Origin of the sequence: Paucibacter sp. DJ2R-2 (genome assembly GCF_025717675.1) — a bacterium.
Classification (GTDB): domain Bacteria; phylum Pseudomonadota; class Gammaproteobacteria; order Burkholderiales; family Burkholderiaceae_C; genus Paucibacter_A.
Map to the genome: position 1 here is coordinate 103703 of NZ_JAJIRT010000005.1, position 23483 is coordinate 127185.

Genomic DNA, 23483 nt, shown 5'->3' on the forward strand with positions numbered 1-23483 from the left:
TTTCATCAACTCCACCCCTAAGCAGACAGGCAAGCGCATGCGTTCTGATCACAGCCACAGCATGAAACTGGTCATCCTGGGCCGTGATGGCACGCTCAATGAGTACCGGGACGACCACGTCAAGTCGGTCGATGAGCTGGTGCCCGTGCCCGGTGCGCTGGAAGCGGTGGCGCGGCTCAACCATGCCGGCTGGCACACGGTGATGGCCACCAACCAACCCGGCATCGGCCGTGGCTTGCTGGACATGGTGTCGCTGAACGCCATCCACATCCGGCTCAACCAGCTGCTGGCGGAGAAGGGTGGCCGGCTGGCTGCCGCCTTCTTCTGCCCGCACACGCCCGAGGAAGGCTGCGAATGCCGCAAGCCCCTGCCGGGCCTGGTGCAGCAGATCGGTGAGCGCTTTGGCGTCGAGCTGTCCAGCATTCATATGGTCGGCGCCAGTTTGCGGGACTTGCAGACGGCGCAGGCGGCCGGCTGTGTGCCGCATCTGATCCGTGGCGCCCGCCTCGGCGCGCTCGATGACGAGCAGCTGGCCAGCTTGCTGGCCTTGGTGCCGGGCGCCAAGGTTCATGCCAGCCTGGGTGCTTTCGCCGAGAGCCTGATCCAGAAAGAGCGCCGCAGCAAGGCCGATGCGCGCGGCGAAGCCCTGGCCCCTGACACCGCGCCTGGAGCGCTGAACTGATGGCCACGCCGCTGGCCAGCTTGATCGCGGCCCTGCGCTCGCTGCTGTTCGTGCTCTGGCTGACCGTGACGGTCGCGCCCTGGGCGACGGCCGTCTTGTTGATCTCGCTGTTTGCCAAGGGCGACCGGGTCTACTGGGCCTGCGCTGGCTGGTTGCGCCTGGCCATCCACAGCGCGCGCTGGATTTGCGGCGTGCAGTGGCGCATCCAGGGCATGGAAAACCTGCCCAGCCAGGCCGCCCGCCGCTCGGCCGTGATCCTGCTGCCCAAGCACCAAAGCACCTGGGAGACTTTTGCCTTCCCGGCCCTGATGTCGCACCCGCTGGCCTATGTCTTCAAACGCGAGTTGCTCTATGTTCCCTTCTTCGGTTGGGCCATGGCGCGGATGGACATGATCCATATTGACCGCAGCAAGCGTGCGGAGGCCTGGGCGAAGGTGGCCGAACAAGGCAAGCGTCTGGCCGCCCAGGGCAACTGGGTCATCATGTTCCCCGAGGGCACGCGCACCGCGCGCGGCCAGAAGGGCGAGTACAAGACCGGCGGCACACGCCTGGCCATCGAGACCGGCGTGCCGGTGGTGCCGATCGCGGCCACCTCGGGGCGCTGCTGGCCGCGCAAGAGTTTTCTGCTGCGCCCGGGTGTGGTGGACATCTCCATCGGCCGGCCGATCGCACCGCAAGGCCGCGAGGCCGGCGAGCTGATGCGCGAGGTTGAGGCCTGGATCGAGGCCGAGATGCAGCGTCTGGACCCCGAGGCCTATCCTTCGGCAGCGGCACAGGGCGCGGCCCGATCTTCGGCGGCTTTGCAGGCCTGAGGCCCGACGTATCCCATGCTCAAGAACCTGCTTCCCTTGTTGCAAGGCGCTCAGCTCAGTCTCTTTGGCCAGGAGCCGGTGCCGGCCCGCAGTGAGGCCGAGGTGCTACAGAATCCGCGCGCCCAGCGCGAGCTGAGCCTGGGCGAACACCGCGTGGCTTACGAGCTCAAGCGGGCGCGCCGGCGCAGCATCGGCTTTGTCGTTGGCGCCCAGGGCTTGCGCGTCAGTGCGCCGCGCTGGCTGCCGCAGGCCGATATCGAACGCGCCTTGCATCACAAGGCCGACTGGATTCTGCGCAAGCTGGTGGAGCAGCGCGAACGCGCCCGCCGTGTCGAAGCTGCCCGCATCGAGTGGCGCGACGGCGCCAGCCTGCCTTACCTTGGCTCGCCCATCACCCTGCGACTGGAGCCGCAGCGCAGCGGCGTGCAGTTCGACGAGGCCGAGCGCGTACTGCGTATCGGCCTGCCTTTGGCGGCCAGCGAGGAGCAGCTGCGCGACACCGTGCAGGCCTGGCTCAAGCGCCGCGCGCGTGCCGATTTCGAGCCGCGCTGCCAGCGTTTCGGCGCCGCCCTGGGCGTGCAGATGACCCAGCTGCGCCTGAGCTCGGCCCAGACGCGCTGGGGCAGCGCCAGTGTCGACGGCTCCATCCGCCTGAACTGGCGCCTGATCCATTTCGCGCCGGCCATCATCGATTACGTGGTCGCCCACGAGCTGGCCCATCTGCGTGAGATGAACCACAGCCCGGCCTTCTGGGCCGTGGTGCGTTCGGTGTTGCCCGACTTCGAAACCGCCCGCGGCCGCTTGCGCGAAGAGTCCATCGTCAGCGAGTGAGCGCGCCTAGCGGGCGGCTCGGCGCTGTATCCCTCTTTGGGGGGGCTTGTCCCCAAAGAGGGTGACGATAGACACTCTGGGCCAACGCTGTCATCACCCGCACCCAGTTCTAGATTCCATACGGCGTGGAATCACTCGCAGCCCGGCTGCCGAGGGGTGCTAAAAGGGGCCGAGAGTCCGCCATCCTTGACGCTGCCATGCCGGCAGCCTCAGCGATGGCGGATTTCTTTTGGGCGCGGCGCTTCGGGCTGGTTCAGGTTTTAGGCGCCGCTGCCGGCGTGGCCAGGGTGCTGAAACGGTAGATGCCGTCGGCGCCTCGCTCGCGGCGCAGCTGCCCGCCCAGCCAGAGCGAGTTCAGGTGGGCCACCGATTCGCCCATGGCAAAGGTGGTCTGGTGCAGATCCAGCTTGCGCTTGAACAGCAGCTCCAGCAGCTCGGCGGCATGGCAGGGCTTGTCGGCGCAAGCCTGGCGCACATCGGCCAGGCGCTCGACATGGTGCTCCTGCAGCTGCTCGATGCGCGCATGCAGGCCGCGGAAGGGCAGGCCATGGGCCGGCAGCACCAGGGTGTCGGCCGGCAGGCTGAGCAGGCGCTGCAGCGAATCGAGGTAGAGGCGCAGCGGGTCGGCCTCGGGCTCGACATCGACGACCGAGACATTGGTCGAGATGCGCGGCAGCACCATATCGCCCGAGATCATCAGGCCGAGTGCGGCGCAGTAGAGGCTGATGTGCTCGGGCGCATGGCCGTAGCCGACCAGGCATTGCCAGCTCTGGCCGCCGATTTGCAAGGTCTTGCCGCCCATCAGGCGGCGAAAACTGGCCGGCACTTGCGGCACCATGCTCGGGTAGTAGCTGCTGCGGGCGCGGATCTTGGTCAAGGCCTCCGGGTCGCTCAGGCCATGGCTGGCGAAAAAGGCGGCGGCGGTTTCGCCGCCCATGCCCACGGTCGAGCCGCTGGCCAGGCGGGCCAGGTGGAAGTCGGTGGCGCTGATCCAGAGCCGGCATTCGTGATGCGCCGGCAGACCCGGCGCCACGGCGCCGCTCCAGCGCTGGCACAGCCAGTGGGCCAGGCCGATGTGATCGGGGTGGAAGTGGGTGACGATGACGCGCAGCACCGGCAGGCCTTCGAGCTGGTCGGCAAAGATGGCTTCCCAGTTCGCCTGCGTCGCTTCATTGGCCACGCCGCAATCGACGATGGTCCAGCCTTGGACCTTGGCACCCTCGGTGCCGTCGATCTCGTCGCGCAGCAGCCAGAGGTTGATGTGGTCCAGCGCGAAGGGCAGGCCCATGCGCAGCCAGCGCACGCCGGGCGCCAGCTCGATCAGCTCGCCCGGGCCGGGCCGACGCTCGCCGAGCGGGTAGTGCAGTTCCGATTCGCGGGGATTGGCCATGGTCGTTCAGCAAGAAGCAGAAATTGGGAGGGGAGAGGGCAAGGCCCGACGCGGCGCCGCGTCGCAGGTGCATAGAATTGCCGCTTACGTCAACGTCAATGCGAGCGAGCCCCAGTTTAGCCATGAGCACCGTCACCCCACCGAATGCCGCGAGCGAGGGTGCCCGCCAGTTCACCATCACCGAGCTGGCCCATGAGTTCGACATCACCCCGCGGGCCATTCGTTTTTATGAAGACATGGGCCTGCTCGAGCCCTCGCGCGCCGGCCGCAACCGCGTCTACACCCACCGCGACCGCACCCGCCTCAAGCTGACGCTGCGCGGCAAGCGCCTGGGCCTGAGCTTGCAAGAGATCAAGCAGCTGGTCGATATGTACGACGCCTCCAGCGGCGCCGCGCCGCAGCTGCGTGCCTTTCTGGAGGTGCTGCAGCAGCACCGTCGCCAGCTCGAGCAGCAGTTGGACGATATCGAGGTGACGCTGGGTGAGATTGCCCAGCATGAGGAGCGCTGCCGCAGTCTTTTGGGTGAGAGACTGCCGGGCGTTTGACGGGGCGGGTGAATCGGCTTTTCGCCGCTGAGCCGCTGAGCCGCCGGGATGGCGGTGCTTGGTGCCTCATTTGCTGCAATAAGCGCATCCATAATGAGCTCAAACTCGCTGAGCTATGGTCCGCTTTGTTTCGATCATTCTGTTGAGCCTGGTGCTCCTTAACTTGAGCAGCCATGCTCAAGTGGCACCGGCTGCGCCCAATGAGGAACAACTCCGGGCCAGCTATGTGGCAGGGTTTGGCAGCTATATCGAATGGCCGGCTGCCGCGTTTGCCGATGCGGATGCGCCGTTTGTGATCGGCGTGATCGATGACGAGCCCATGCTGCGTCTCTTGGAGGCGGGTTTCAAATCCCGCAAGTTGCAAGGCCGACAGGTCCAAGTGCGTCGCATCGATAGCATTCCGCAGGCTACCCGCATTCACATGCTCTATGTGCCCGAGGGCAACACCGCATCGCTCCGGCCTTTGAATGGCTTGCCGGTGTTGACGGTGGGCGCCGGCACCGCGTTTCTGGACCGAGGCGGAGTGATCGGATTGCTGCTGCACAAAGATCGCCTCCGTTTTGAGTTCAATGCCAAGGCGGCCGAGCGCTCAGGCTTGAAGGTTTCGGCCAAGCTCCAGCAGTTGGCACTCAACACCTATGAGGAGCTGCGCTGATGAGGCAGCGACTTTCATCAATGCGTTTGAAACGCAAGATCCTGCTGGCGATGGTGTTTGGCACTTTGCTGGCTGTATTGGTCGCCGCCTTGGCTGTCTTGGCCTATGAAACGACCAGTTTTCGACCCCGTGTGGCGGCGCAGTTAGATGCTGTCGGCAAAGTCATGGCCGACGTCAATCAGGCCGCACTGGAGTTTGATGACGCGGGACAAGGCAAAGAGAACCTGGCCTTCTTGCGCTTGTATGAAGGCGTGGATGCCGGAGCGCTGTACCGCGTCGACGGCAGCGTGTTCGCGACCTGGACCAAAGCCGATCCCAAGCTTGCTGGGGTGCAGCCTCCGCACCCGCCTGCGCCGCCCAAAGAGGGGGTGGTGCAGCAGCTGTCGCACGCCAGTCTCACCCTACCTGTCTTGCGTGAGGGCCATGAGCTGGGCCGACTCTGGGTTCGCGTGCAACTGCCGCCCTTGGTTCAGCGCATGCCCCAGTACACCATCATGTTTGGCGCTTTGGCGATGGCGATTTTTGTCCTGGGCTTGGTGGTGCAATGGGCTTCGCAGTGGCTGATCAGCGAGCCTTTGGAGCGTCTGAGCAAGGCAGCAATCGAGGTGGGGAGAACCGGCGACTTCTCACTGCGCGTGATCAAGAGCAATGATGACGAGATTGGTCAGCTCACGGTCGAGTTCAACCGCATGTTGGGCGTGGTGGGTGATCGCGATGCAGCTTTGCAGCAGGCTCATGATTTGTTGGAACAACGCGTCCAGGAGCGCAGCCAGGAGTTGGAGCAGGCGATGGGCCTGCTGATGCAGAGCGAGAAACTGGCTGCGCTGGGGAATGTCGTGGCGGGCGTGGCTCATGAGTTGAACACGCCGATCGGCAATGCCTTGCTGGCAGCAACCAGCCTGAGCAAAAACACCCACCAGATGCGCGATCAAATGACCGGGAACTCACTCAGCCGTAAGGGCCTGGATGATTTCGTTTCTTCGGTCGACGAGGGGGCGGGCATCGTCACACGCTCCTTGGAACGAGCGGCCGCCTTGGTGCGCAGCTTCAAATCGGTGGCCGTCAATGAGACCAGCGAAGCGCGGATGGACTTTGATCTGCGCCAAGTGCTGGACGACTGCATTGCCTTGTTGGGCCCGGGAATGAAACATCGCCCGATTGAGATCCGCCTCGACTGCGCCGCGGGCATCCCGTGCAACAGCTACCCCGGCGCATTGACGCAGATCGTCAGCAATCTGGTCGAGAACGCGGCCCGCCACGGTTTGGAGCCGATTGGCGGCGGGGTGGTGGAGGTTCAGGTCCGACGTGCCGGCCCCTTGGATTCAAGCGGTGGCAGCGATTTGCTGCTCACGGTCTCTGATCAGGGGGCGGGCATTTCGCCCGAGCATTTGCGGCGTGTTTTTGAGCCCTTTTTCACCACACGCCTGGGGCAGGGCGGCTCAGGCTTGGGTTTGCATGTGGTGCACAGCCTGGCCAAGAGCCCATTGGGCGGCAACATTGAGGTGCGCAGCGAAAAGGGTGTCGGCACTTGCTTTGAGCTGCGCTTCCCGAGTCGCGCGCCAATGAATCAGCTCTAGGCTAGTTTGAACCTCGCTGAAAAATGCCCGCCTAGCAAAGGCGGTGCGTGAGGACGTCGGCTGAAGCCTTGCATCAAGCCTTGGCGCTGCGCGCCGTCATCCAGGCTTTCAACTCAGCCAGGGGCATGCCTTTGGCGTAGAGCCAGCCTTGCGCGGTAGTGCAGCCTTGCTGGCGCAAGAAGTCGGCTTGCCCTTCAGTCTCCACGCCTTCGGCGATGATTTCGGTGCCGAGTCGCTTGCCGAGCGACAACACTGTTTCGACAAAGACCTCGCCTTGAGGCTCGCCAATTTGCTGGACAAAGGATTTGTCGATCTTCAGCACATCGATGGGCAAGGCTCGCAAGTGCGCCAGGGACGAGTAGCCGGTGCCGAAGTCGTCCAAGGCCACACGCACGCCACGCTGCCGCAGCCCTTGCAATGCGGCAATCACCAGCTCTGGCTCATCCATCGCCATGCTCTCTGTGATCTCAAGCTCCAGGGCGCTGGCAGGCATGCCCTGCTTCGCCAGGGCTTGGTCCACTTGGGTTTGTAACTCGCCGCTGCGGAATTGCGGCATGCTGACGTTGACGCTGACCCGCGGTGGCGCTCCGGCCAGTGATTGCAATGCGCACCAGTCCTCGGCCGCTTGCTCCAGTGCCCAGCGACCCAGCGCATTTATCAAGCCAGACTGCTCGGCCAGCGGGACAAACACGGCAGGTGACTCCACCATTGATGCCGATCCGATCTCTGGCCAGCGCATCAAGGCTTCAATGCCGGTGAGTTCATGCCCCTGCATGCTGAGCTGTGGCTGATACCAGAGTTGCAGGCGCCCCGCTTGTATATCGCTGCGCAGTCGACGCAGCAGCGCCAGTCTCTTGTGGGTGTGAGCCTCCATGCTGGCTTCAAATTGCAGCGCCATCACCTGGGGGCTGGACTTAGCGCCGGTGAGCGCGATGCTGGCGCGGCGCAGCGCGGCCGAGGCTGAATCCTGATGCTGCTTCAGCAGGTAGCAGCCGGAAGAAAACGCCACGCTCAAATGGTGCTCGCCGACCTGCAGTGCCTCTTCAAACAAGGCCCCCACTTGGGCCGCTGACACTTCATCTTCCGGGCCGACCAGGCCAAACACATCGCCTGTCAGCCGCGCCACCTGGGTACGGCTCGAGAAGCCGGCGCGCAGGCGCTGAGCAATCGCTGTCAAAAGGGCGTTGCCGACATCGTGGCCCAAACCATTGTTGAGTTCGGCAAAGCGCCGGATGTCCAGCAACAAAAGGGCATGATCGGCGGAGCTCGCCTGCAGCGCTGCTTCAATGTCCCGGACAAACTGGGAGCGATTGGCCAGCCCGGTCAAGGTGTCCCAAAAAGCCAGACGGTTGAGCTCGCCAATCAGATTCACATTGCCGAAATAGGCTGAAATATTGGTCGCAAAAACTTCCACCAACTGCCGGTCTATGGGCGCAAGAGGCAGGGGCGATTGAATGTAGACGGCGGCTTCATGCCCATCTGCTTCTAGAAAAAGAACGGTGTGATCGTTGGCGAAGTGATGCTGACGCTGCTGCAAGGCTTTCAGCACAGCGGTGCGAACCACGCTATTGCCCAGGGTGTCGAGGGTGCAACTCAAATAGTCAGAAAACTGGCCGCCAGCGGTAATGACATAGAACGCATCAGCCCGCTCGCCGCGTTTTTCTTGGCCCCGGTGCACGCAAACAATGCCGTTCTTGGGCAGACCTAAAAGGGCCGCCAACTGAGTCAACACGCCCTCAGCAAAGCTGAGCATGGCATGGCGTTCCATCAGGTCGGCGGCGGAGCGAACAATCAATTCAAGACCGCGCCGGCTTTCTGCAATCGTGCGAATCTGCTCGTAGGAGCGCAACGCGGCCGTCACCGCGGTGATCAGCCGGGTTTGGGTCAGTTCGCTTTTGGTGCGGTAGTCGTTGATGTCATAGGCTTCGATGATGGGCAACTCGGGGGCCGACCCGGGCTGGCCGGTGCGCAAGATGATGCGCGTCTCATGCATCTGGCAGTCCTTGCGGATGTACTCGACCAGTGACAAGCCAGCCTGAGGATCCTCCATCACCACATCCAAGAGCACCAAGGCGTAGTCCTTGTCTTGTGCCAACAGGGCGCGACTCTCCGAGGCGGAATAGCAATGATCCAAGACCATGGGCCGGCCCAAGATGTGAGCATTGCGAAAAGCAAACTGGGTGGCCCGATGCACCTCGTCGTCATCGTCAATGACCAAGACCCGCCAAGGCTTCTGCCCTGGACTGGCATCCGGGGTCTCTGCGTCAATGAGCATGATCAGGTCGTCATCAGGCATCAATCGCTCCTGGGCTTGCGAGGCCGCCATTTGGCGCAGATGCCCTGTGCGGGCTCGCGCTTATGAAGCAGCATATTAGTACATGCCTACCGTCTCTTTGCTGGGCTTGCAAGGCGTCAAACTGACGCAACTTTCTTGGGCAGATCACCCTTGCGCGCGCAGGCTTAGTTATCAATACTGCGTTTCAAGCAGGCCGGCTGGCCGCAGCGGCTTCGCCGCCTTCTTGATGATGAGCAAGGATGGGTCAAGATGAAGAGACGCGCTTCTGATCGGCGGGCCGTCGGCGCCGCCCCATGGCTGGTGCTTGCTTCCCTGAATTGCTGTGTTGCAGCGGCTTTTGCGCAATCCAGCGATGAAAAGGGACCGGCTTTTTTTGGCTTGTCCTTGGAGCAGCTGGCGGAGGTCAAGGTGGCGGCCGCCAGCTTTGTGGCGGTGGCGCAGTCCCGAGCGCCTGCGATCGTTTCAGTGATCGGCCGCGAGGAGATCGAGGCCTGGGGTGATCGCTCGGTGGCCGATGCTTTGGCCCGCGTGCCGGGCTTGTATCGGGTCGATGCCCAAGGGTTTCAGGACCTTGGCGTACGAGGCTTGTTTGGTGGCCAGCGAGCCTGGAATCGTCAGATCAAACTGATGATCGACGGCCAGCCACAAGCCTTTCGGCCCGATGCGGCCAATTTCCTCAGTGCGGCTTTGATGCCCATGAGCACCATAGACCGCATTGAAGTCGTGCGAGGCCCAAGCTCGGCCTTGTACGGCGCCGATGCCTTTCTTGCCACGGTGAATGTGGTCACTCGCAAGCACTATGTGGGTGCTAACGACGCAAGCTTGCGGGCCCGTGCCTATGGTGGTCGAGCGAACGGGCTGGACTTCAGCGTGGCGGGAGGCAATGGCCGCCTGGGTTTGTTGTTCGCGGTGCAAGCGGAACGCTATCAGCTCAATTATTTGCGCGTCCCGAAAAGCTCGCCAATCCTGGGCGCTCAGCCCAGCTTGCGTGATTTGAAGTCCAGCGATGCCTGGCAGCGCCCGCTGTCCTTGCTGGCGCGCGCCAGCTTGGATACGGGCGCGCTGCAAAACCAGTTGGAGATCAACTATTCGCGCATTGACAGCGTGGCTCAGTTCTTGGATTTTGGAACGCTCAGCCCTGGCAATCGCTATTCACAATACCGCGCGCAGGCCGGTTGGCAGTCGTTCTGGGAAATCAGCCCGCAATGGCAGGCCAGGTTTCGCTGGAATTTCAGTCGAGCAGCGCCAAGCCCCGCAGAGCGACTCTCGATCAACTCAAGCACCAACTACCCCCAGAGGGACTTTTCTTCCCTGGCCAATGATTTGGGCTTGAACATCAATTGGGCGCCGAATCCCGATCACAGCTTCAATGTGGGGCTGGATCACACCGATGATCGGCAGCAGAGCATGCAGGTGACTCGGGTTGCTTCGAACGGGAGTACCAGCCTGCAGGGCAAGCCCAGTACTGCTTTGCGCTTGTCCAACACCGGCGTTTTCGCCCAATACCTGTGGCAGTTCACCGATCGCCTGGGGCTCAGCGGCAACTGGCGACAAGATGATCACAATCGTTTCGGAAGCAATCAAAACTGGCGAGCTGCTGCGGTGTACGAGCACAGCCAGCAGCTCAATGCCAAATTGATCTGGAGCACCTCGTACAAGGCACCCAGCGTGTTTGATCTGATGGCGCAGCCCTTGTACAGCGGCGATGTCGTCGGCAATGAATCCTTGCGCGCTGAGACCGCGCGTAACACCGAACTTCAGATCAACTGGCGACCCAGCCCCAAGCTCCATCTCAGTGCCAATGTCTATCAATTGGAGGTCAGAGACAAGATTGAGTTGCAGCAAACCGGGCTCAACTACCAGCCCGTCAATCGTGGGCGCTTCTCGGGTCAGGGTGCCGAGTTGGATATTCGTTATGAAGACGGGGCGCATCGTTTGGGCCTCGCTTGGACCGGGCTGAACCTGACTGAGCGCGATCCGATTCCCTTGGTGGGCGACTTGGTCCGGCCGCCGGAGCGATTCCCTGAACACTCAGTTCGAGCGGAGTGGCGCTGGCATTCAGCAGATTTAGGGCAGTGGGCGACCGAAGTGCTCTACGCCTCGCGGCGCCACGCCACTTTCAGCAACGCCTTCGCAAACTTCTTGACGCCCTATTCCCTGGCCCCGAGCACCCGGATGAACTTGGTCTGGACGAAGACTTGGGCCGCCCATGAGGTACAGATGCGCATGGACAACCTGTTCAATGCCAGCTATTCCGAGGTGGGCTATGGCAGTGTTGACTTTCCCGGCAATGGCCGCAGCCTCATGCTGAGCTATCGCTATCGTTGGAACTGAGCATCATGAGTACATCCATGTTTTCTGTGCGCAGCATCGTCGGCCTGGGTTTGATCGGTGCGGCCTTGTTGAGTGCCTGCGGCGGTGGCGGCGTTGAAGGCAGCAGCGCTCAGGCCGAAGGTCCGGTGGGCAGCATGCGTCCGGGTATTCAAGGCGAGTTGATGATTGGCGTGCTCTACCCGTTTTCCGGCACGTCCTCCGCCAACTACGACTCCCGTGAACGCTACATTCGACAGGCGGTCGCGGAGATCAATGCCGCCGGGGGCGTCAACGGCAAAACTCTGGGCTATATGGTCCGTGATACCAAGGCGGGCACCACCGAGGGCAGCGAGGCGCAAATTGGCGAGTATCTGGACCTGGTCAATGCAGGTTGCTTTGGCGTCATCGGCCCTTTGACCAGCGCCGAGGCTCTGCTGCTGGCGCCGACCATCATCAAGACGGGGGTGCCCGTGGTCGCCACCGGTCCCAGCACCACTGATCTCGACACCATGGATCGGGGAACACCTAGCGTTTTCTATCGACTGATCGTTTCCAATTCCTTTTCCGGCGGTGTGGCCGCTCAGATTGCTCGACGCGATGGCAAGGCAACTGTCGCCATCATTCACTCCGACGATAGTTTTGGTGTGTCGGCGCGCGACAATTTCAGCAAGTCTTTTGTTGCCCGTGGCGGCGTGGTGCTGGCGAGTTCTTCGTTCAAGGCGGGCAAGACCTCGGACTTTGCGGCTGTCGTCAGCCAGGCCATGAGTGGCGGCCGGCCGGATGCGATCTACATCGCCGCCCAGTCCGCTGAGGCTGTTGGGCTGAGCAAAGATCTGGCCTCGGGTGTGGCGAAGCCGCGTCCGTCGATGTATGCGGCGAGTTCGCTCAGCACCTCGCAGTTTGTCACCACCGCGGACGCCTCGGTGGTCGAAGGCATGACCATCATGGGGGCAGACAACAACCCCAAGCGACCTGAGTACCTGGCCTTCGCAGACTTGTTTACCCAAGCCTATGGCACGCCGCCCGATGTGGGCATCAGCCCTTCCGGCTATGACGCGGTCTATCTGTTCGCGCTGGCGGCGCAGGCAGGGGGCAGCACCGACAAAGCTTCTGTGGCCAAGTGGTTGCGTCCTGTCTCACGCCCCGACACGGCCTCGCCTTTGAAGATCACCCCCGGGCAGTTCGGCTTGGCCCTGAAGAATCCAGGCAAGGACTGGGACTATGAAGGCGCCAAGACCGCCGTGAACTGGGATGCTCGTGGCGACTTGAGCACCGGCTCGTTCATTGTCTACAGCGTCAAGCGAAACAGTGCCGGGCAACTTGCGCTGGTGCAGGTGGACCAGGTGGCGCCGGACTGAATACCAGGTGCGGCGGCTGCATCGGGTTGATTTCAGTCAGGCAAGTGCCCAGCGCAGCCCGGCTGGGCTGATCTGTGTTCATCAGCTCTTCAAGGCCAGCACCGGCCGCATGGCCATGGCCTTCAAGCCATGGTGCAGGCTGGCGAGCAAGCTCACCAAGAGCAGGCCCAGCAGGGCCAGGGTTTGCGGCCACAAGCCCATGGCTGCCCGGTCGGCAAACTGGCTCAGATAGCTCTGGCCCAGGAACCAGGACAGCGGCAGGGCCAGCAGGGCGGCGATCAACAGCAGGCCGGCGAACTCGCGCAGCAGCCGGGTCAGGGCCTGGCGCGGCGAGGCGCCGTAGAGCTTGCGCAGCACCAACTCACGTGCATGGCGCTGCACCAGATAGGCCGCCAGCGCATAGACGCCGAAGCCCGCCAGGGCCAGGGCCAGCACGCTGCTGGCCGTGACCAGCTCGGCCAGGCGCAGGTCGGCGCGGTAGGGCTCCTGCATGGCCGCTTCCACCGCCTCCAGCTGCATGGGTTGATCCGGCACATAGCGCTTCCAGATCGGCGCGATGAAGGCCTCGGCCCGCGCCAGGCTGGCGGGTTCACCATCGCGCAGGCGCAGATTGAGCACCCAGGCGCCGCGCCCTGTGGCCAGCACCTGCTCGCTGGTCTTGAGCGCGAAGGCATGGGGCTGGCTGGGTTGGCGCGTGTTCTCCAGCACCTGCCGTGGCACCACGGCGGCAACGCGCCAGCTCTGCTGACGCTGGCCCAAGCCGGTGTAGGCGAAGCGCAGTTCCTGACCCAAAGCCTCAGCGGGCTGGTTCCAGCCCATGGCGCGCAGTGCCGGCAGGTCCAGCACCGCGGTGTCCTGCGTGCCCGCACGCAGCTCGCCGCTCAGCAGGGGGATGCGGTAGAGCGCAAAGAAGTCGGCATCGACATGGATGACACGCAGCTTGCTGGCCTCTCCGGTTTGCCCATCCCGCAGAAAGCCGCCCTCCCGCTCGATCCGGCCGCTGCCGGGCACGCTGTCGCTCCAGGCCAGGGCCTGCACTTCGGGGCGCTGGGCCAGGGCCCGGCGCAGGTCTTCCGCCAGGGCCGGGCTGGCGCCATCGGGCATGCGCAGGGCCAGCACGCCGTGGGGGTCAAAGCCCAGCTCACGCGCCAGCACATGGCGGTTTTGCAGGCTCAAGACCAAGGCCAGGCTGCTGGCCAGCAAGGCCACGCCGAATTGCAGCACCGTCAGCGTGCGGCGCAGCCAGCGGCCCGAGGCGCCTTCGCTGGCCTGCCGGCCCTGCAGGGCGGCGGCCGCGTTCATGCGCCATGCCAGCCAGGCCGGGTAGAGACAGACCAGCAAGCCCAGCAAGGTGCAGCCCGCGGCCAGGCCCAGCAGGGGCAAGGCTTGCAAGAGGCTGTCCGGCACCGGCAGCTGCAGCACGCCGGCCAGCCAGGGCACCATCAGCCAGGCCAGCAGCACCGCCAGCGCGGCCGCCAGCGCGATGCTCAGCTGCGCCTCGGCCGCGAACTGCAGCAGCAGTCGCAGGGGGCCCAGGCCCAGGCTTTTGCGCACGGCGATCTCGCGCTGGCGCTGTACCGTGCGCACGCTGCTGAGGTTGATGAAATTGAGCAGGGCCAGGCTCAAGAGCAAGGCCGCCACCCCGCCCAGGGCCAGCAAGGCCTGCACGCGCAGGCGGCCCTCGCGGCCCTCGAAGGGCAGGCAGGTGATGGGCAGGGCTCGCATGAAAGCGGCCTTGCGGCCACCGGCCGTCCAGTCCTGCGGCAGCATCTTCATGATGGGGCTGGCGTCGAGCAAGGCTTGCGACAGCGTGCCGACTTGATCGGCGCTGGCGCCTGGGGCCAGGCGGCCGTAGATCCGCCCCGTGATCTGGAACCAGGCACTGCGCATCTCCTCGTCCAGCTCGGCGGCGGGCGAGTCAAAGCCGACCAAAGCCGGCTCGCGCAGCGTGCTCTGCGAGCCAGCATCGGGCAGCAGGGCGCAGACGCTGAGCGGGTGCTTGCCGGCACGGAGCACGCGGCCCAGCGCCCGCTGCTCGCCGAAGAGTTGGCGGGCCAGGCTCTGGCGCAGGGCGATGGTGTCGGGCCGGGCCAGGCAGGCTCGCAGATCGCCCTCCACGCTGCGCAGGCCGAACAGCTCGACGGCGCTGGCGTCCAGGGCCAGCACGGCGCTGCGCTGTTGGCGCTCGCCCACGCGCAAGGTCAGCCAGTCGCTGCTGCTGCGGCTCAAGTGCTGGAGCGGCGCGCCGGATTTCTGCAGCGCCTCGTGCAGGGCAAAGGGCGCACCCAGAAACCAGTCCTCCTGGCGGCCCGGCATATTGCCGTGGAAATCGAGCATCACGATGCGCTCGGGTTCCTGCAGCGCCGGGTCGGGCCGGTAGCGCTCGCCCAGCATCACCGCCAGCAGGTAGCTCGCGGCCAGGGCCAGGGCCAGGCCCAAGATCAGCACCGAGGCATTGAAAGGGTCGGCCCGCAGCTGACGGGCCGCCACACGAAGGTCCAGAAAGCGCATGGTGCGGCGGCCTCCTTCAGTCAGTCGCGCAAGGCCAGGATGGGCCGCATGGACATGGCCGCCAGGGCATGGCGCAGGCCGGCCAGACCGCTCATCAGCAAGGTGACCAGCGTGGCCGCCAGCATCGGCCAGCCGCCCATCTGCGCGCGCTCGACAAAGCCACTCAGGTACTGCTGGGCGATCCACCAAATCAGCGGCAGGCTGATCAGGGCAGCCAGGCCCAGCAGGGGCGCGAACTCCTTGATCAAGAGCGCGGCGATGTGACGGTGGCCGGCACCGTGCAGCTTGCGGATGACGATCTCCAGCGCCGCGCGGCGCACCGTGTAAGCCGCCAGGGCGTAGACGCCAAAGGCGGCCAGCAGCAGGGCCAGCAGGCTGGTCGCGGCGATCAGGCGGCCGATATTGCGGTCCAGGCGGTAGCGCTGGGCCAGCTCTTCGTTCACGCTGTTCATCACCAGCACATCGTCCGGAAAGTAGCGCGGCCAGGCCTCGCTCACGGCCGCACGCAGGGCGGCCATGTCCGGGCCGTTGAGGGTCAGCACGCTGTGGCCGTTCTGATGCAGCATGAAGAGCTGGGGCTGTTGCAGCTGGCGCGCCGACTCTTGGCGGATGGCGCCGGCCACGGCGACCACGCGCACCTGCAGCTCATCGGAGCGGATGATCTGCCCCAGTGCCTCCTGGGGCGATGCGTAGCCGAGAGATTGGGCTGCGGTGGCGTCGATCACAGCGGGCCAGACTTCCTTGGCCGCCTCGGGGCCGCGGGGTGGCTGCTCGGGGATCTGAACACCCTCCAGGCTGCCGGCCAGGAAAGGGATCTCGTAGCTGCGGAAGAAGCCCGCATCGCCGGCGCTGTTGCGGGTCGAGACCTTGGTCTCGCCGCGCACCATGGTGGTCACGCTGCCGATGCCGTTGCGGCCCGGGATGTCGTCGCTCATTCCCAGCTGCTTGACCGCAGCCTGGGCTTGCAGGACATCGAACAGGCCGCGCTTGGCCTCTCGCTTGGCGGTCTCGGGCAGGTCGATAGCCAGCAGGCCTTCGGTCTTGAAGCCTGGGTTGATGCGGGCCACGAACTCGCTTTGCCAGACCACCACCACGGCGGCGCCCGACAAGGTCAGCGCGGCGCCGAACTGCAGCACCGTCATGGCGCGGCGCAGGCGGCGGCCGGCTGCACCTTCGCTTTGTTTGCGGCCTTGCAAAGCCGGTGCACAGTGCACGCCCAGGGCCACGCGCGCCGGGTAGAGCCCGGTCAGCGCACCCAGCAGCAGGCAAGCCAGGGCCAGGCTGATCAGCTGCGCCGGGGCGAACAACTTGGTGGCGAACTTCACATCGAGCAGATCGGCAAAGCCCGGTGCCAGCAACCAGGCCAGCAGCAGGCCCACGCCGCCGGCCAGCAAGGCCACCAGGCTGGACTCCAGCACGAACTGCAGTCCCAGGCGCGCCGGGCTGGCGCCCAGGCTCTTGCGCACCGCAATCTCGCGTTGGCGGCGCAGGGTGCGCACGCTGCTGAGGTTGACGTAGTTGATGGCAGCCAGGGCCAGCATGGTCAGCGCCATGAGGCTGAGTGCGCTGTACAGCATCAGCCGGGTCTGGCTGCCGCTGCCCTCGAAGGGGATGCGGGTCAGGGGCACGGCGCGCACGAAAGCAGTCTTGCGGCCACCGGCGCGCCACTCGGGCGGCACCTCGGTCGTGCCGGGACTGCGGTCGAAGATGGACTGCATCAGGGTGCCGAGCTGTGCCGCACCGGCGCCGTCGGCCAGGCGGGCGTAGACATTGCCGTTGATGTAGTACCAGGCGCTCAGCATCCACGGCGCTTGGTTGGCCGCTGGCGATTCGAAACTGGCCAGCACATCGAACTCCAGCTCGCTGTTGGCGGCCTGGCGCGGCAGCAAGGCGGCCACGGTCATTTCCTGGCCGCGCATGCGCAGGCGCTGGCCCAGCACATCGCTGCTGCGGCCGAACAGGCGCTCGGCGGCGCTGGTGGTGAGTGCCACCGTGTCCGGCTTGCTCAGCGCCGCCTTCACATCACCGCTCAAGGCCTTGAGGCCGAAGATGTCGACCAGCTCTGGGTCGGCGAACATGATGCGGTTCTTGCTGATCTGCTCGCCCACGCGCAGGCCGAGGTTGCTCTCCGTCACCCGCGCCACATGGCTGAGCGGCGCTTTCGCATCCCGCAGGGCGGAGCGGAAGACATAGGGCATGGAGCTGAACCAGTCGTCGTTGCGACCGGGGATGTTGCCCTTGAATTCCAGGCGTACGACCCGGTCGGGCCGCGGCACGCTGGGGTCAGGCAGCCAGCGGTCATTGAGCAGCAGGGCGATCAGATAGGCCGCGGCGATGGCCACGGCCAGGCCCAGCACCACCACCAGGGAGTAGGCAGGTTCGGCCAGCAGCTGGCGCCAGCTGACGCGCAGGTCTTTGAGTTTCATGGGCGTGCTTTCGGGTTCAGGCTGCCAGAGCGTCCACGAGGACGCGGCCGTCCAAGAGTCGCAGGCAACGCGAGGCATGGGCGGCATGGGCCGGCGAGTGCGTCACCATCACCAGGGTCGTGCCTTCCTCGTTGAGCTCCCGCAGGATGCGCATCACCTCGTCGCCTTGCGCGCTGTCGAGGTTGCCGGTCGGCTCGTCGGCCAGCAGCAGGGCCGGGCGCGAGACGATGGCGCGGGCGATCGCCACGCGCTGCTGCTGGCCGCCCGAGAGCTGTGAAGGCCGGTGATTGGCGCGGTGGTCAATGCCCAGGCGCTGCATGGCGGCATCCACTCGACCGGCGTGTTCGCTGCGCGGTACATCGCCGTACTCCAGGGCCAGCTCGATGTTCTCGCGCACGCTCAGGTCGTCGATCAGGTTAAAGCTCTGGAACACAAAGCCGATGCGGCCGCGGCGCAGGGCGCTGAGCTGGCGCTCGTTCCAGCCGGTGACGTTCTGGCCCTCGAACCAGTACTCGCCGCTGCTCGGTGCGTCGAGCAAGCCCAGGATGGACAGCAGGCTTGATTTGCCGCAGCCCGAGGGCCCTGTGATGGCCAGGTATTCGCCGGCCTCGATCTGCAGGTCGATCTGGTTCAGGGCGGTGGTTTCGACCTCGCTGTTGCGGTGCAGCTTGCTGAGGTTTTTCAGTTGGATCATGGGGTGTTCCTTCCTCGTGGAGTGTTCTGGGCAAATGGGGTGGGGTCAGGTCTTGAGCTTGAGCAGCGGCGCGTCGCCGTAGGCGCGCACCTTGGAAACGATCACGCGCTCGCCGGGCTGCAGGCCGTCCAGCACCTCGATGCGGCCGGCTGCACGGCGGCCCAGGCGCACCGTGCGGCGCTCGGCGGCGCTTCCTTCGGCATTGAGCACATAGACCCAGGCGCCGCCGCTGTCGCCGTAGAAGGCGCCGTCGGCTATCAGGCGGGCGCGGCTGGGCTGGCCCAGCACGATGCGGGCGTCCAGGCTCTGGCCGGCCTGCAGGGCCGGCGGCATGCCCTGGCTGAATTCCAGCTCGACACCGAAGCGGCCGTCCTTCACCTGCGGCAGGCGCTGGCTGACGGTCAGGGGCCAGGTCTTGCCTGCGGCCTCCAGCGTCGCTTGCAGGCCTTTCTGCACGCGCGCCAGGTAGAACTCATCGACATTGCCGGCCAGCTTGAAGCTGGCGATGTCGTCGATGCGGCCGAGGCGGTCGCCCGGCTTGACGCTGCTGCCCACCTGCAGGCTGAAGCCGCTGAGCTGGCCGTCGCGCGGCGCCCGGGCGGAAAGGCCGGCGGCGGCCTGCCGCACCACGGCCAGGCCTTCGCTGAGGCCCTTGACCGCGCGTTCCATCTCGGCCACGGCCTGCTCACGGGTGCGGATCTCGGCCGCGCCGTCCTCGCGCGCCTGGGCCAGCAGGCGCTGCTGTTGCTCGCGTTTGAGCTGCGCATCCTCCAGCACCGATTTGGAGACAAAGCCCTGCGCGGCCAGGCTTTGCTGGCGGGCCAGGTCGTTCTCGGCCCGGGTCAGCTCATGCTGCAGACTGCTGAGGTCGCGGCGCAGCATGCTCTGTGCATTGGCCAGCGCCGTGCGCTGCATGGCTAGATTGGCCTGCTGCTGGGCCACCTCGGCCGAGCGCTGCAGCACCTCCTGCTCGCGCTGCGGGTTGGACAGGCGGTAGAGCAGGGCGCCGGCCTTGAGCATGTCGCCGTCGCGCACCAGCACCGCGTCGACGCGACCGGCGTCGGTCGCATCCAGCAGAACCTGGTGGGCCGGCACGACCTGGGCGCGCAGGGTCAGCTCATCGCGGAATTCGCCGTCGGCCACGGTGGACAGGCTCAGCTCGCTCAGCGGCACCGACAGGCCGCGCGGCACGCTGAGGTAGAGCGCGGAGGCCACCGCCAGCGCGGCCAGGCTGAAACCGGCCCAGCGCAAGGCGCGGGCGTACTTCTTCTTCGGCAGGGGGCGGTCCATGGCGGCGCCGGTGACGGGGGGCAGGCGGTGCAAGTTCGCATTCATTCCGGTATTGAACGCAAAGCGCATGCCAGCTTGTACTGCCTGGTTTTCGGGCGCAATGGCGCCGGGCCTGTCCGGGAGCGGACACCCGGCTGCCGCTTCGCCTGAACACCTGTCCGGAATCGGACAGGTGGCCGGCCCGGCGCGCTGCTAACCTCGCGTCATGGCGATTTTGATTCTGGACGACGACCCCGATGTGGCCTTGGCGGCGCGCTTGCTGCTGCAGCGCCGCTTCGGCCCGGTGCGTCTGCTTCAGCAGCCCGAGGACCTGGCCCCGGCCCTGGACTCGGGCGATGTGGAACTGCTGCTGCTGGACATGAATTTCCTGCCCGGCCGCACCGATGGAGCTCAGGGTTTGGAGCTGCTGCAGCGCGCTCTGGCGCACAGCCCGGAGCTGCCGGTGATCGTGATGACGGCCTACGCCGAAGTGAACCTGGCCGTGGCCGCGCTCAAGGCGGGCGCTTTCGATTTCGTCACCAAGCCCTGGGACAACGCCAAGCTCTGCGCCACCGTGGCCGCGGCCCTGGCCCGGCGTGCGCCGCAGGGCGGAGCCGGCCAGCCTTCGACCTTGCTCGGCGAAGCGCCGGCCATGCGCGAGCTGCGGGCCTTGATCCAGAGCGTGGCGCCGACCGAGGCCAATGTGCTGGTGCTGGGCGAGATGGGCTCGGGCAAGGAATTGGTGGCGCGCGAGATCCATGCCTGGAGCAAGCGTGCCGGCGAAACTTTCCTGGCCGTGGACCTGGGGGCCCTGTCCGAGACCACGCTGGAGAGCGAGCTCTTTGGCCACAAGCGCGGCAGCTTCACCGATGCGCGCCAGGAGCGGCCCGGCCGTTTTCAGGCGGCCGCCGGAGGCACCCTGTTCCTCGACGAGGTGGCCAACCTGCCCCTGGCCGGTCAAGCCAAGCTGCTGACCGTACTGGAGCGGCGCGAGGTGACGCCGCTGGGCGCCGACCGGGCGCTGCCGGTCGATGTGCGCATCGTCAGCGCCACCAATCTCGACGAAGCGGCGCTGTTCGACCCGCAGCGCTTCCGCCCCGATTTGCTTTACCGCCTCAATACCATCGTGCTGCGCGTGCCGCCACTGCGCGAGCGCCGCGAAGACATCCCGCTGCTCGCCCGTCACTACCTGGCCGCCTATGCCCAGCAGTACGGCAAGCCCCTGCGCGACTGCAGTGCCGCGGCCTGGCAGGCCTTGCAGGCGAACGACTGGCCGGGCAATGTGCGCGCGCTCCGCCATGCCTGCGAGCGAGCCGTGATCCTGGGGCAGGGCGCGCAGCTGGAGGCGGCAGACTTTGGCTTGAGCGCCGCCACCAAGCCCGCCCCAGCGGCTGCGGCGACATCGAGCGCCGGCCCGAGCCTCAGCCTGCATGAGCGTGAGCGCGAGGCCCTGGACGAAGCCCTGCGCCAGGCCGAGGGCAATATCAGCCAGGCCGCGCGTCTGCTGGGCCTGAGCCGCGCAGCGCTCTACCGGCGCATGGAAAAGCATGGGCTCTGAGCGCGCGCCGTTGTCGCCGGCACAGCTTCAGCAGCGGCGCAGCCAGCGCCTACGCGGCCGCGTGCTGCTCGCCGCCTTGCTGCTGGCGCTGGGTGCCGCTGGCCTGGTCTGGCAGCAGGGCTCGCCGCGCTGGCAGGTGCTGATCGTGCTGGCCCAGCTGGCCGTGGCGCGCTGGGGCTGGCTGGCTTTGGGTCGTTTGCAGCTGCCCGCGCCCGCCCTCGATCAGCCGCAGGGCAATCCGGCGCTGCAGGCCGATCTGCAGCAAAAGCTGAGCCTGCTGGAGGGCGAGTTGGAGCATGTGCCGGTGGCCTTGCTGCGCATCAGCGGCGAGCATGTGACGGCGCTCAATGTGCGCGCGCGCCGCCTGCTGGCGCCCGGTGGGGCGCTGGAGCGCGAGGCCCTGCTGGCCCAGCTGCGCGAGGCCCGCGGCGAGGCCGGGCGCGAGCTGCTCAGCATCGCCACCGAGCGCGGCCAAGAGCGCTGGTTGCTGGCCGGCAGCCATCTGAGCTTGGGGGGCGTGGACGCGCGCCTGCTGGCCCTGCTGCCGCTGGAGTCGGAGCTGGAGGCGGAAACCCTCAAGGCCTGGCGCCAGCTGGTCCATGTGCTGACGCACGAGATCATGAATTCGCTGACCCCCATCGCCTCGCTCTCGCGCACCGCGCGCGAGATGCTGGGCGACCCCGAGGCCGGCCCCGACCTCAACCTGGCCCTGGACACCATCGCCCGCCGCGCCGCCTCCCTCGCGGCCTTCGTCGGCCATTACCGTAGCATCAGCGAGCTGCCCGCGCCCCAGCCCGAGGTGCTGCAGCTGTCCGAGCTGTTTGCGCGTTTGGAGCAACTGGTGGCTGCCGACTGGCGCGCCCGTGGCGGCGAGGTCAGTTTCACGGTCGAGCCCGAGAGCCTGAGTCTGCGCGCCGACCCGGGCCAGTTGGAGCAGGCCTTGCTCAACCTGATCAAGAACGCCGCCCAGGCCACCACCGGCCTGGCTCAGCCGCGTCTGAACGTGCGGGCCCGCCTGGTGCGCGGCGGCCGCCTGGCCCTGGAGGTGCGCGACAACGGCCCCGGCGTGCCGCCGGGTCTGGAGAACGACATCTTCCTGCCCTTCTTCAGCACCCGCAGCGCCCCCCAGGCTCGGGATGACGGCAGCCACGGCATCGGCCTGGCCCTGGTCCGCAAGCTGATCCACGGCATGGGTGGCACGGTGCGTTACGTCAAGCCGGTGGCGGGCGGGGCGTGTTTTGTTTTGAGTTTCTGAGCGTGGGGGCTTTCACCTGCCACTCTCGCGATGGGTGGGCCGCGTAGCGGGACGCCAGCCGCCGGCTGCATCGCAAATGGCATTTGGAATTGGAGTTATGTCTGATTTGCGAGGCTCGCTCGAGAAAAGGTGGCGCTGCGGCGAGCTTGTGCCGCGTTGCTGAGTGGCTTTAGCGAGGCCACACCACGCGAAACTGCTCGCAGGCCAGCAACAGGTCTTCGCTGAAACGGCGGCCGGCGCGCTCGCATTCACGTGTGAAGTAGGCGCGGTGCGCGTCTTGCCAGTAGGCCAGGGAGCCGTCACCCTCGCCTTCGATGGCGGCGAACTCGGCCGTGACCTGGTCGAAGGGCAGCACATCCACCTGTGTGGTCTCGATGATGCACAGGGGTCGGCCTTCAGCGTCCGTGACGATGCTGAACAGGCCCGGCCGCGGCAAACCCAGGCCCGAGGCTTCGTAGGACCAGACGGCGCCGGCGGTCGCGCGCTTGCGGCCGCTCAGCACCAGTTGGGCCAGCTCATCGATCAGAGCTGGCGAGTCGCCGAACTGGCAGGCCTCGTAAAAGCGGTCCTCGGACAGGCCGCCGACGCTGGCGGCGTAGGCCTGCCAGATGGGGCGCAGATGGGATGGGATCTGGGTCATCGCTCGCATTCTGTCTCGGGGCGAGGAGCCAGTTCAACGTGCCGCGTCGCTAGCCATCAATCCATGCGGCATATGGGCTTCGAGCAAAGCCATGGTCCGCTTCACCGCATCCTCCTTCTCCCCCACCGGCGCCACATAGTGAATCGCCTCGCGCGCCGCCTCGACACCTTGCAGGCGAGCGATCAACCAGGCGGCCAAATAGCTGGAGGCCAGGCAGCCTCCGGCGGTGGCGACATTGCCGCGGGCGAAGAAGGGCTGGTTCAGCACTTCGACACCGGCTTCCTGCACCCAGGGCTTGGTCGTCAGATCGGTGCAGGCGGGCAGGCCGCCCAGCAAGCCCAGCTTTGCCAGGATCAAAGCGCCTGAGCATTGCGCCGCCAGCAGTTGCCGCTGCGGGTCCAGGCCTTTCAGTTGCTGCATCAGGGCCGAATCTTGAACCAGCTCGCGGGTCTTGATGCCGCTGCCGATCAAGACGGCATCGGCGGAGACGGCGTCTTCCACCGTGCACTGTGCTTCGATCGTCAGGCCACTCAAGGAAACCGGCCGGGCCACGGGGCTGGCGATGCTGACGCGCCAATCAGGCGTGCGCGCGCGCATCAGGATGCCGTAGGCAATCAGGGAGTCGAGCTCGTTGAAGCCGTCGAACGTAAGGATGGCAATGTGCATGGCTT

General features: G+C 65.9%; 18 protein-coding genes and 1 pseudogene. 11 read left to right on the forward strand and 8 right to left on the reverse strand.

What is annotated here, in order from left to right:
- Positions 1-61: 61 nt before the first annotated feature.
- Genes gmhB through LNV28_RS13825 form a run of 3 tightly spaced genes read left to right on the forward strand, consistent with a single transcriptional unit; the run spans position 62 to position 2325 of the window.
- Positions 62-682, forward strand: coding sequence for a D-glycero-beta-D-manno-heptose 1,7-bisphosphate 7-phosphatase (gene gmhB, locus LNV28_RS13815; protein ID WP_263519106.1), 621 nt, complete (start codon positions 62-64; stop codon positions 680-682).
- Complete coding sequence (locus tag LNV28_RS13820; RefSeq protein ID WP_263519105.1) at positions 682-1494, forward strand: lysophospholipid acyltransferase family protein; 813 nt, start codon at positions 682-684, stop codon at positions 1492-1494. The genes gmhB and LNV28_RS13820 overlap by 1 nt, the downstream gene beginning before the upstream one ends.
- 15 nt (positions 1495-1509) lie before the next feature.
- Positions 1510-2325, forward strand: a complete 816-nt coding sequence (locus tag LNV28_RS13825) for a M48 family metallopeptidase (RefSeq protein WP_263519104.1) — start codon at positions 1510-1512, stop codon at positions 2323-2325.
- A gap of 253 nt (positions 2326-2578) precedes the next feature.
- Here the strand turns inward: LNV28_RS13825 and LNV28_RS13830 are convergent, their stop codons facing one another.
- Positions 2579-3715: an MBL fold metallo-hydrolase gene (locus LNV28_RS13830; protein ID WP_263519103.1), complete on the reverse strand. Its 1137-nt coding sequence runs from the start codon at positions 3713-3715 to the stop codon at positions 2579-2581.
- 98 nt (positions 3716-3813) lie between these two features.
- Here LNV28_RS13830 and LNV28_RS13835 point away from each other — a divergent pair, with 98 nt between their 5' ends.
- The 3 genes from LNV28_RS13835 (at position 3814) to LNV28_RS13845 (ending at position 6492) form a co-directional block, all read left to right on the forward strand.
- A complete protein-coding gene (locus LNV28_RS13835; protein ID WP_411969974.1) occupies positions 3814-4260 on the forward strand; it encodes a MerR family transcriptional regulator in 447 nt (148 codons plus the stop codon).
- A 163-nt stretch (positions 4261-4423) separates the two neighbouring features.
- Positions 4424-4915 carry a TOL_0243 family YfiR-like periplasmic protein gene (locus LNV28_RS13840; protein WP_263519101.1) on the forward strand — a complete coding sequence of 164 codons (492 nt, stop codon included), beginning with the start codon at positions 4424-4426 and terminating at the stop codon, positions 4913-4915.
- 20 nt (positions 4916-4935) lie between these two features.
- The gene (locus LNV28_RS13845) at positions 4936-6492 is read left to right on the forward strand and encodes an ATP-binding protein (protein WP_263519100.1); all 1557 of its coding nucleotides are present in this window, start codon (positions 4936-4938) and stop codon (positions 6490-6492) included.
- A gap of 73 nt (positions 6493-6565) precedes the next feature.
- On the opposite strand, the gene LNV28_RS13850 is transcribed toward LNV28_RS13845, so the two are convergent.
- Entirely contained in the window at positions 6566-8788 is a 2223-nt protein-coding gene (locus tag LNV28_RS13850; protein ID WP_263519099.1) for a putative bifunctional diguanylate cyclase/phosphodiesterase, read from the reverse strand.
- 249 nt (positions 8789-9037) lie between these two features.
- Between LNV28_RS13850 and LNV28_RS25215 the strand changes: the two are divergent.
- The 3 genes and pseudogenes from LNV28_RS25215 to LNV28_RS13865 all read left to right on the forward strand — a co-directional run.
- Positions 9038-9493: pseudogene (locus LNV28_RS25215) on the forward strand (TonB-dependent receptor plug domain-containing protein); the annotation flags it as partial.
- Between the two features lie 324 nt (positions 9494-9817).
- Positions 9818-11122, forward strand: a complete 1305-nt coding sequence (locus LNV28_RS13860) for a TonB-dependent receptor plug domain-containing protein (RefSeq protein ID WP_263519097.1) — start codon at positions 9818-9820, stop codon at positions 11120-11122.
- Positions 11113-12459 (forward strand): branched-chain amino acid ABC transporter substrate-binding protein, encoded by a 1347-nt coding sequence (locus tag LNV28_RS13865; RefSeq protein ID WP_263519096.1) that lies wholly within the window; start codon positions 11113-11115, stop codon positions 12457-12459. The genes LNV28_RS13860 and LNV28_RS13865 overlap by 10 nt, the downstream gene beginning before the upstream one ends.
- A gap of 81 nt (positions 12460-12540) precedes the next feature.
- On the opposite strand, the gene LNV28_RS13870 is transcribed toward LNV28_RS13865, so the two are convergent.
- The 4 genes from LNV28_RS13870 to LNV28_RS13885 are packed head-to-tail and all read right to left on the reverse strand — an operon-like array spanning position 12541 to position 19425.
- Positions 12541-14970 (reverse strand): FtsX-like permease family protein, encoded by a 2430-nt coding sequence (locus LNV28_RS13870; protein WP_263519095.1) that lies wholly within the window; start codon positions 14968-14970, stop codon positions 12541-12543.
- 20 nt (positions 14971-14990) lie between these two features.
- Positions 14991-17396, reverse strand: coding sequence for an FtsX-like permease family protein (locus LNV28_RS13875; RefSeq protein WP_263519094.1), 2406 nt, complete (start codon positions 17394-17396; stop codon positions 14991-14993).
- Positions 17397-17412: 16 nt separating this feature from the next.
- Positions 17413-18090 (reverse strand): ABC transporter ATP-binding protein, encoded by a 678-nt coding sequence (locus tag LNV28_RS13880; protein ID WP_263519093.1) that lies wholly within the window; start codon positions 18088-18090, stop codon positions 17413-17415.
- 45 nt (positions 18091-18135) lie between these two features.
- Positions 18136-19425, reverse strand: a complete 1290-nt coding sequence (locus LNV28_RS13885) for an efflux RND transporter periplasmic adaptor subunit (RefSeq protein WP_263519092.1) — start codon at positions 19423-19425, stop codon at positions 18136-18138.
- A 160-nt stretch (positions 19426-19585) separates the two neighbouring features.
- Between LNV28_RS13885 and LNV28_RS13890 the strand changes: the two genes are divergently transcribed.
- A complete protein-coding gene (locus LNV28_RS13890) occupies positions 19586-20917 on the forward strand; it encodes a sigma-54-dependent transcriptional regulator (RefSeq protein WP_263519091.1) in 1332 nt (443 codons plus the stop codon).
- Positions 20907-22172, forward strand: coding sequence for a sensor histidine kinase (locus LNV28_RS13895; RefSeq protein WP_263519090.1), 1266 nt, complete (start codon positions 20907-20909; stop codon positions 22170-22172). Before LNV28_RS13890 ends, LNV28_RS13895 begins: the two co-directional genes overlap by 11 nt.
- Positions 22173-22341: 169 nt before the next feature.
- Here LNV28_RS13895 and LNV28_RS13900 read toward each other — a convergent pair whose 3' ends face one another.
- Positions 22342-22812, reverse strand: coding sequence for an ASCH domain-containing protein (locus tag LNV28_RS13900; RefSeq protein WP_263519089.1), 471 nt, complete (start codon positions 22810-22812; stop codon positions 22342-22344).
- A 33-nt stretch (positions 22813-22845) separates the two neighbouring features.
- Positions 22846-23478 carry a DJ-1/PfpI family protein gene (locus LNV28_RS13905; RefSeq protein WP_263519088.1) on the reverse strand — a complete coding sequence of 211 codons (633 nt, stop codon included), beginning with the start codon at positions 23476-23478 and terminating at the stop codon, positions 22846-22848.
- Positions 23479-23483 lie beyond the last annotated feature (5 nt).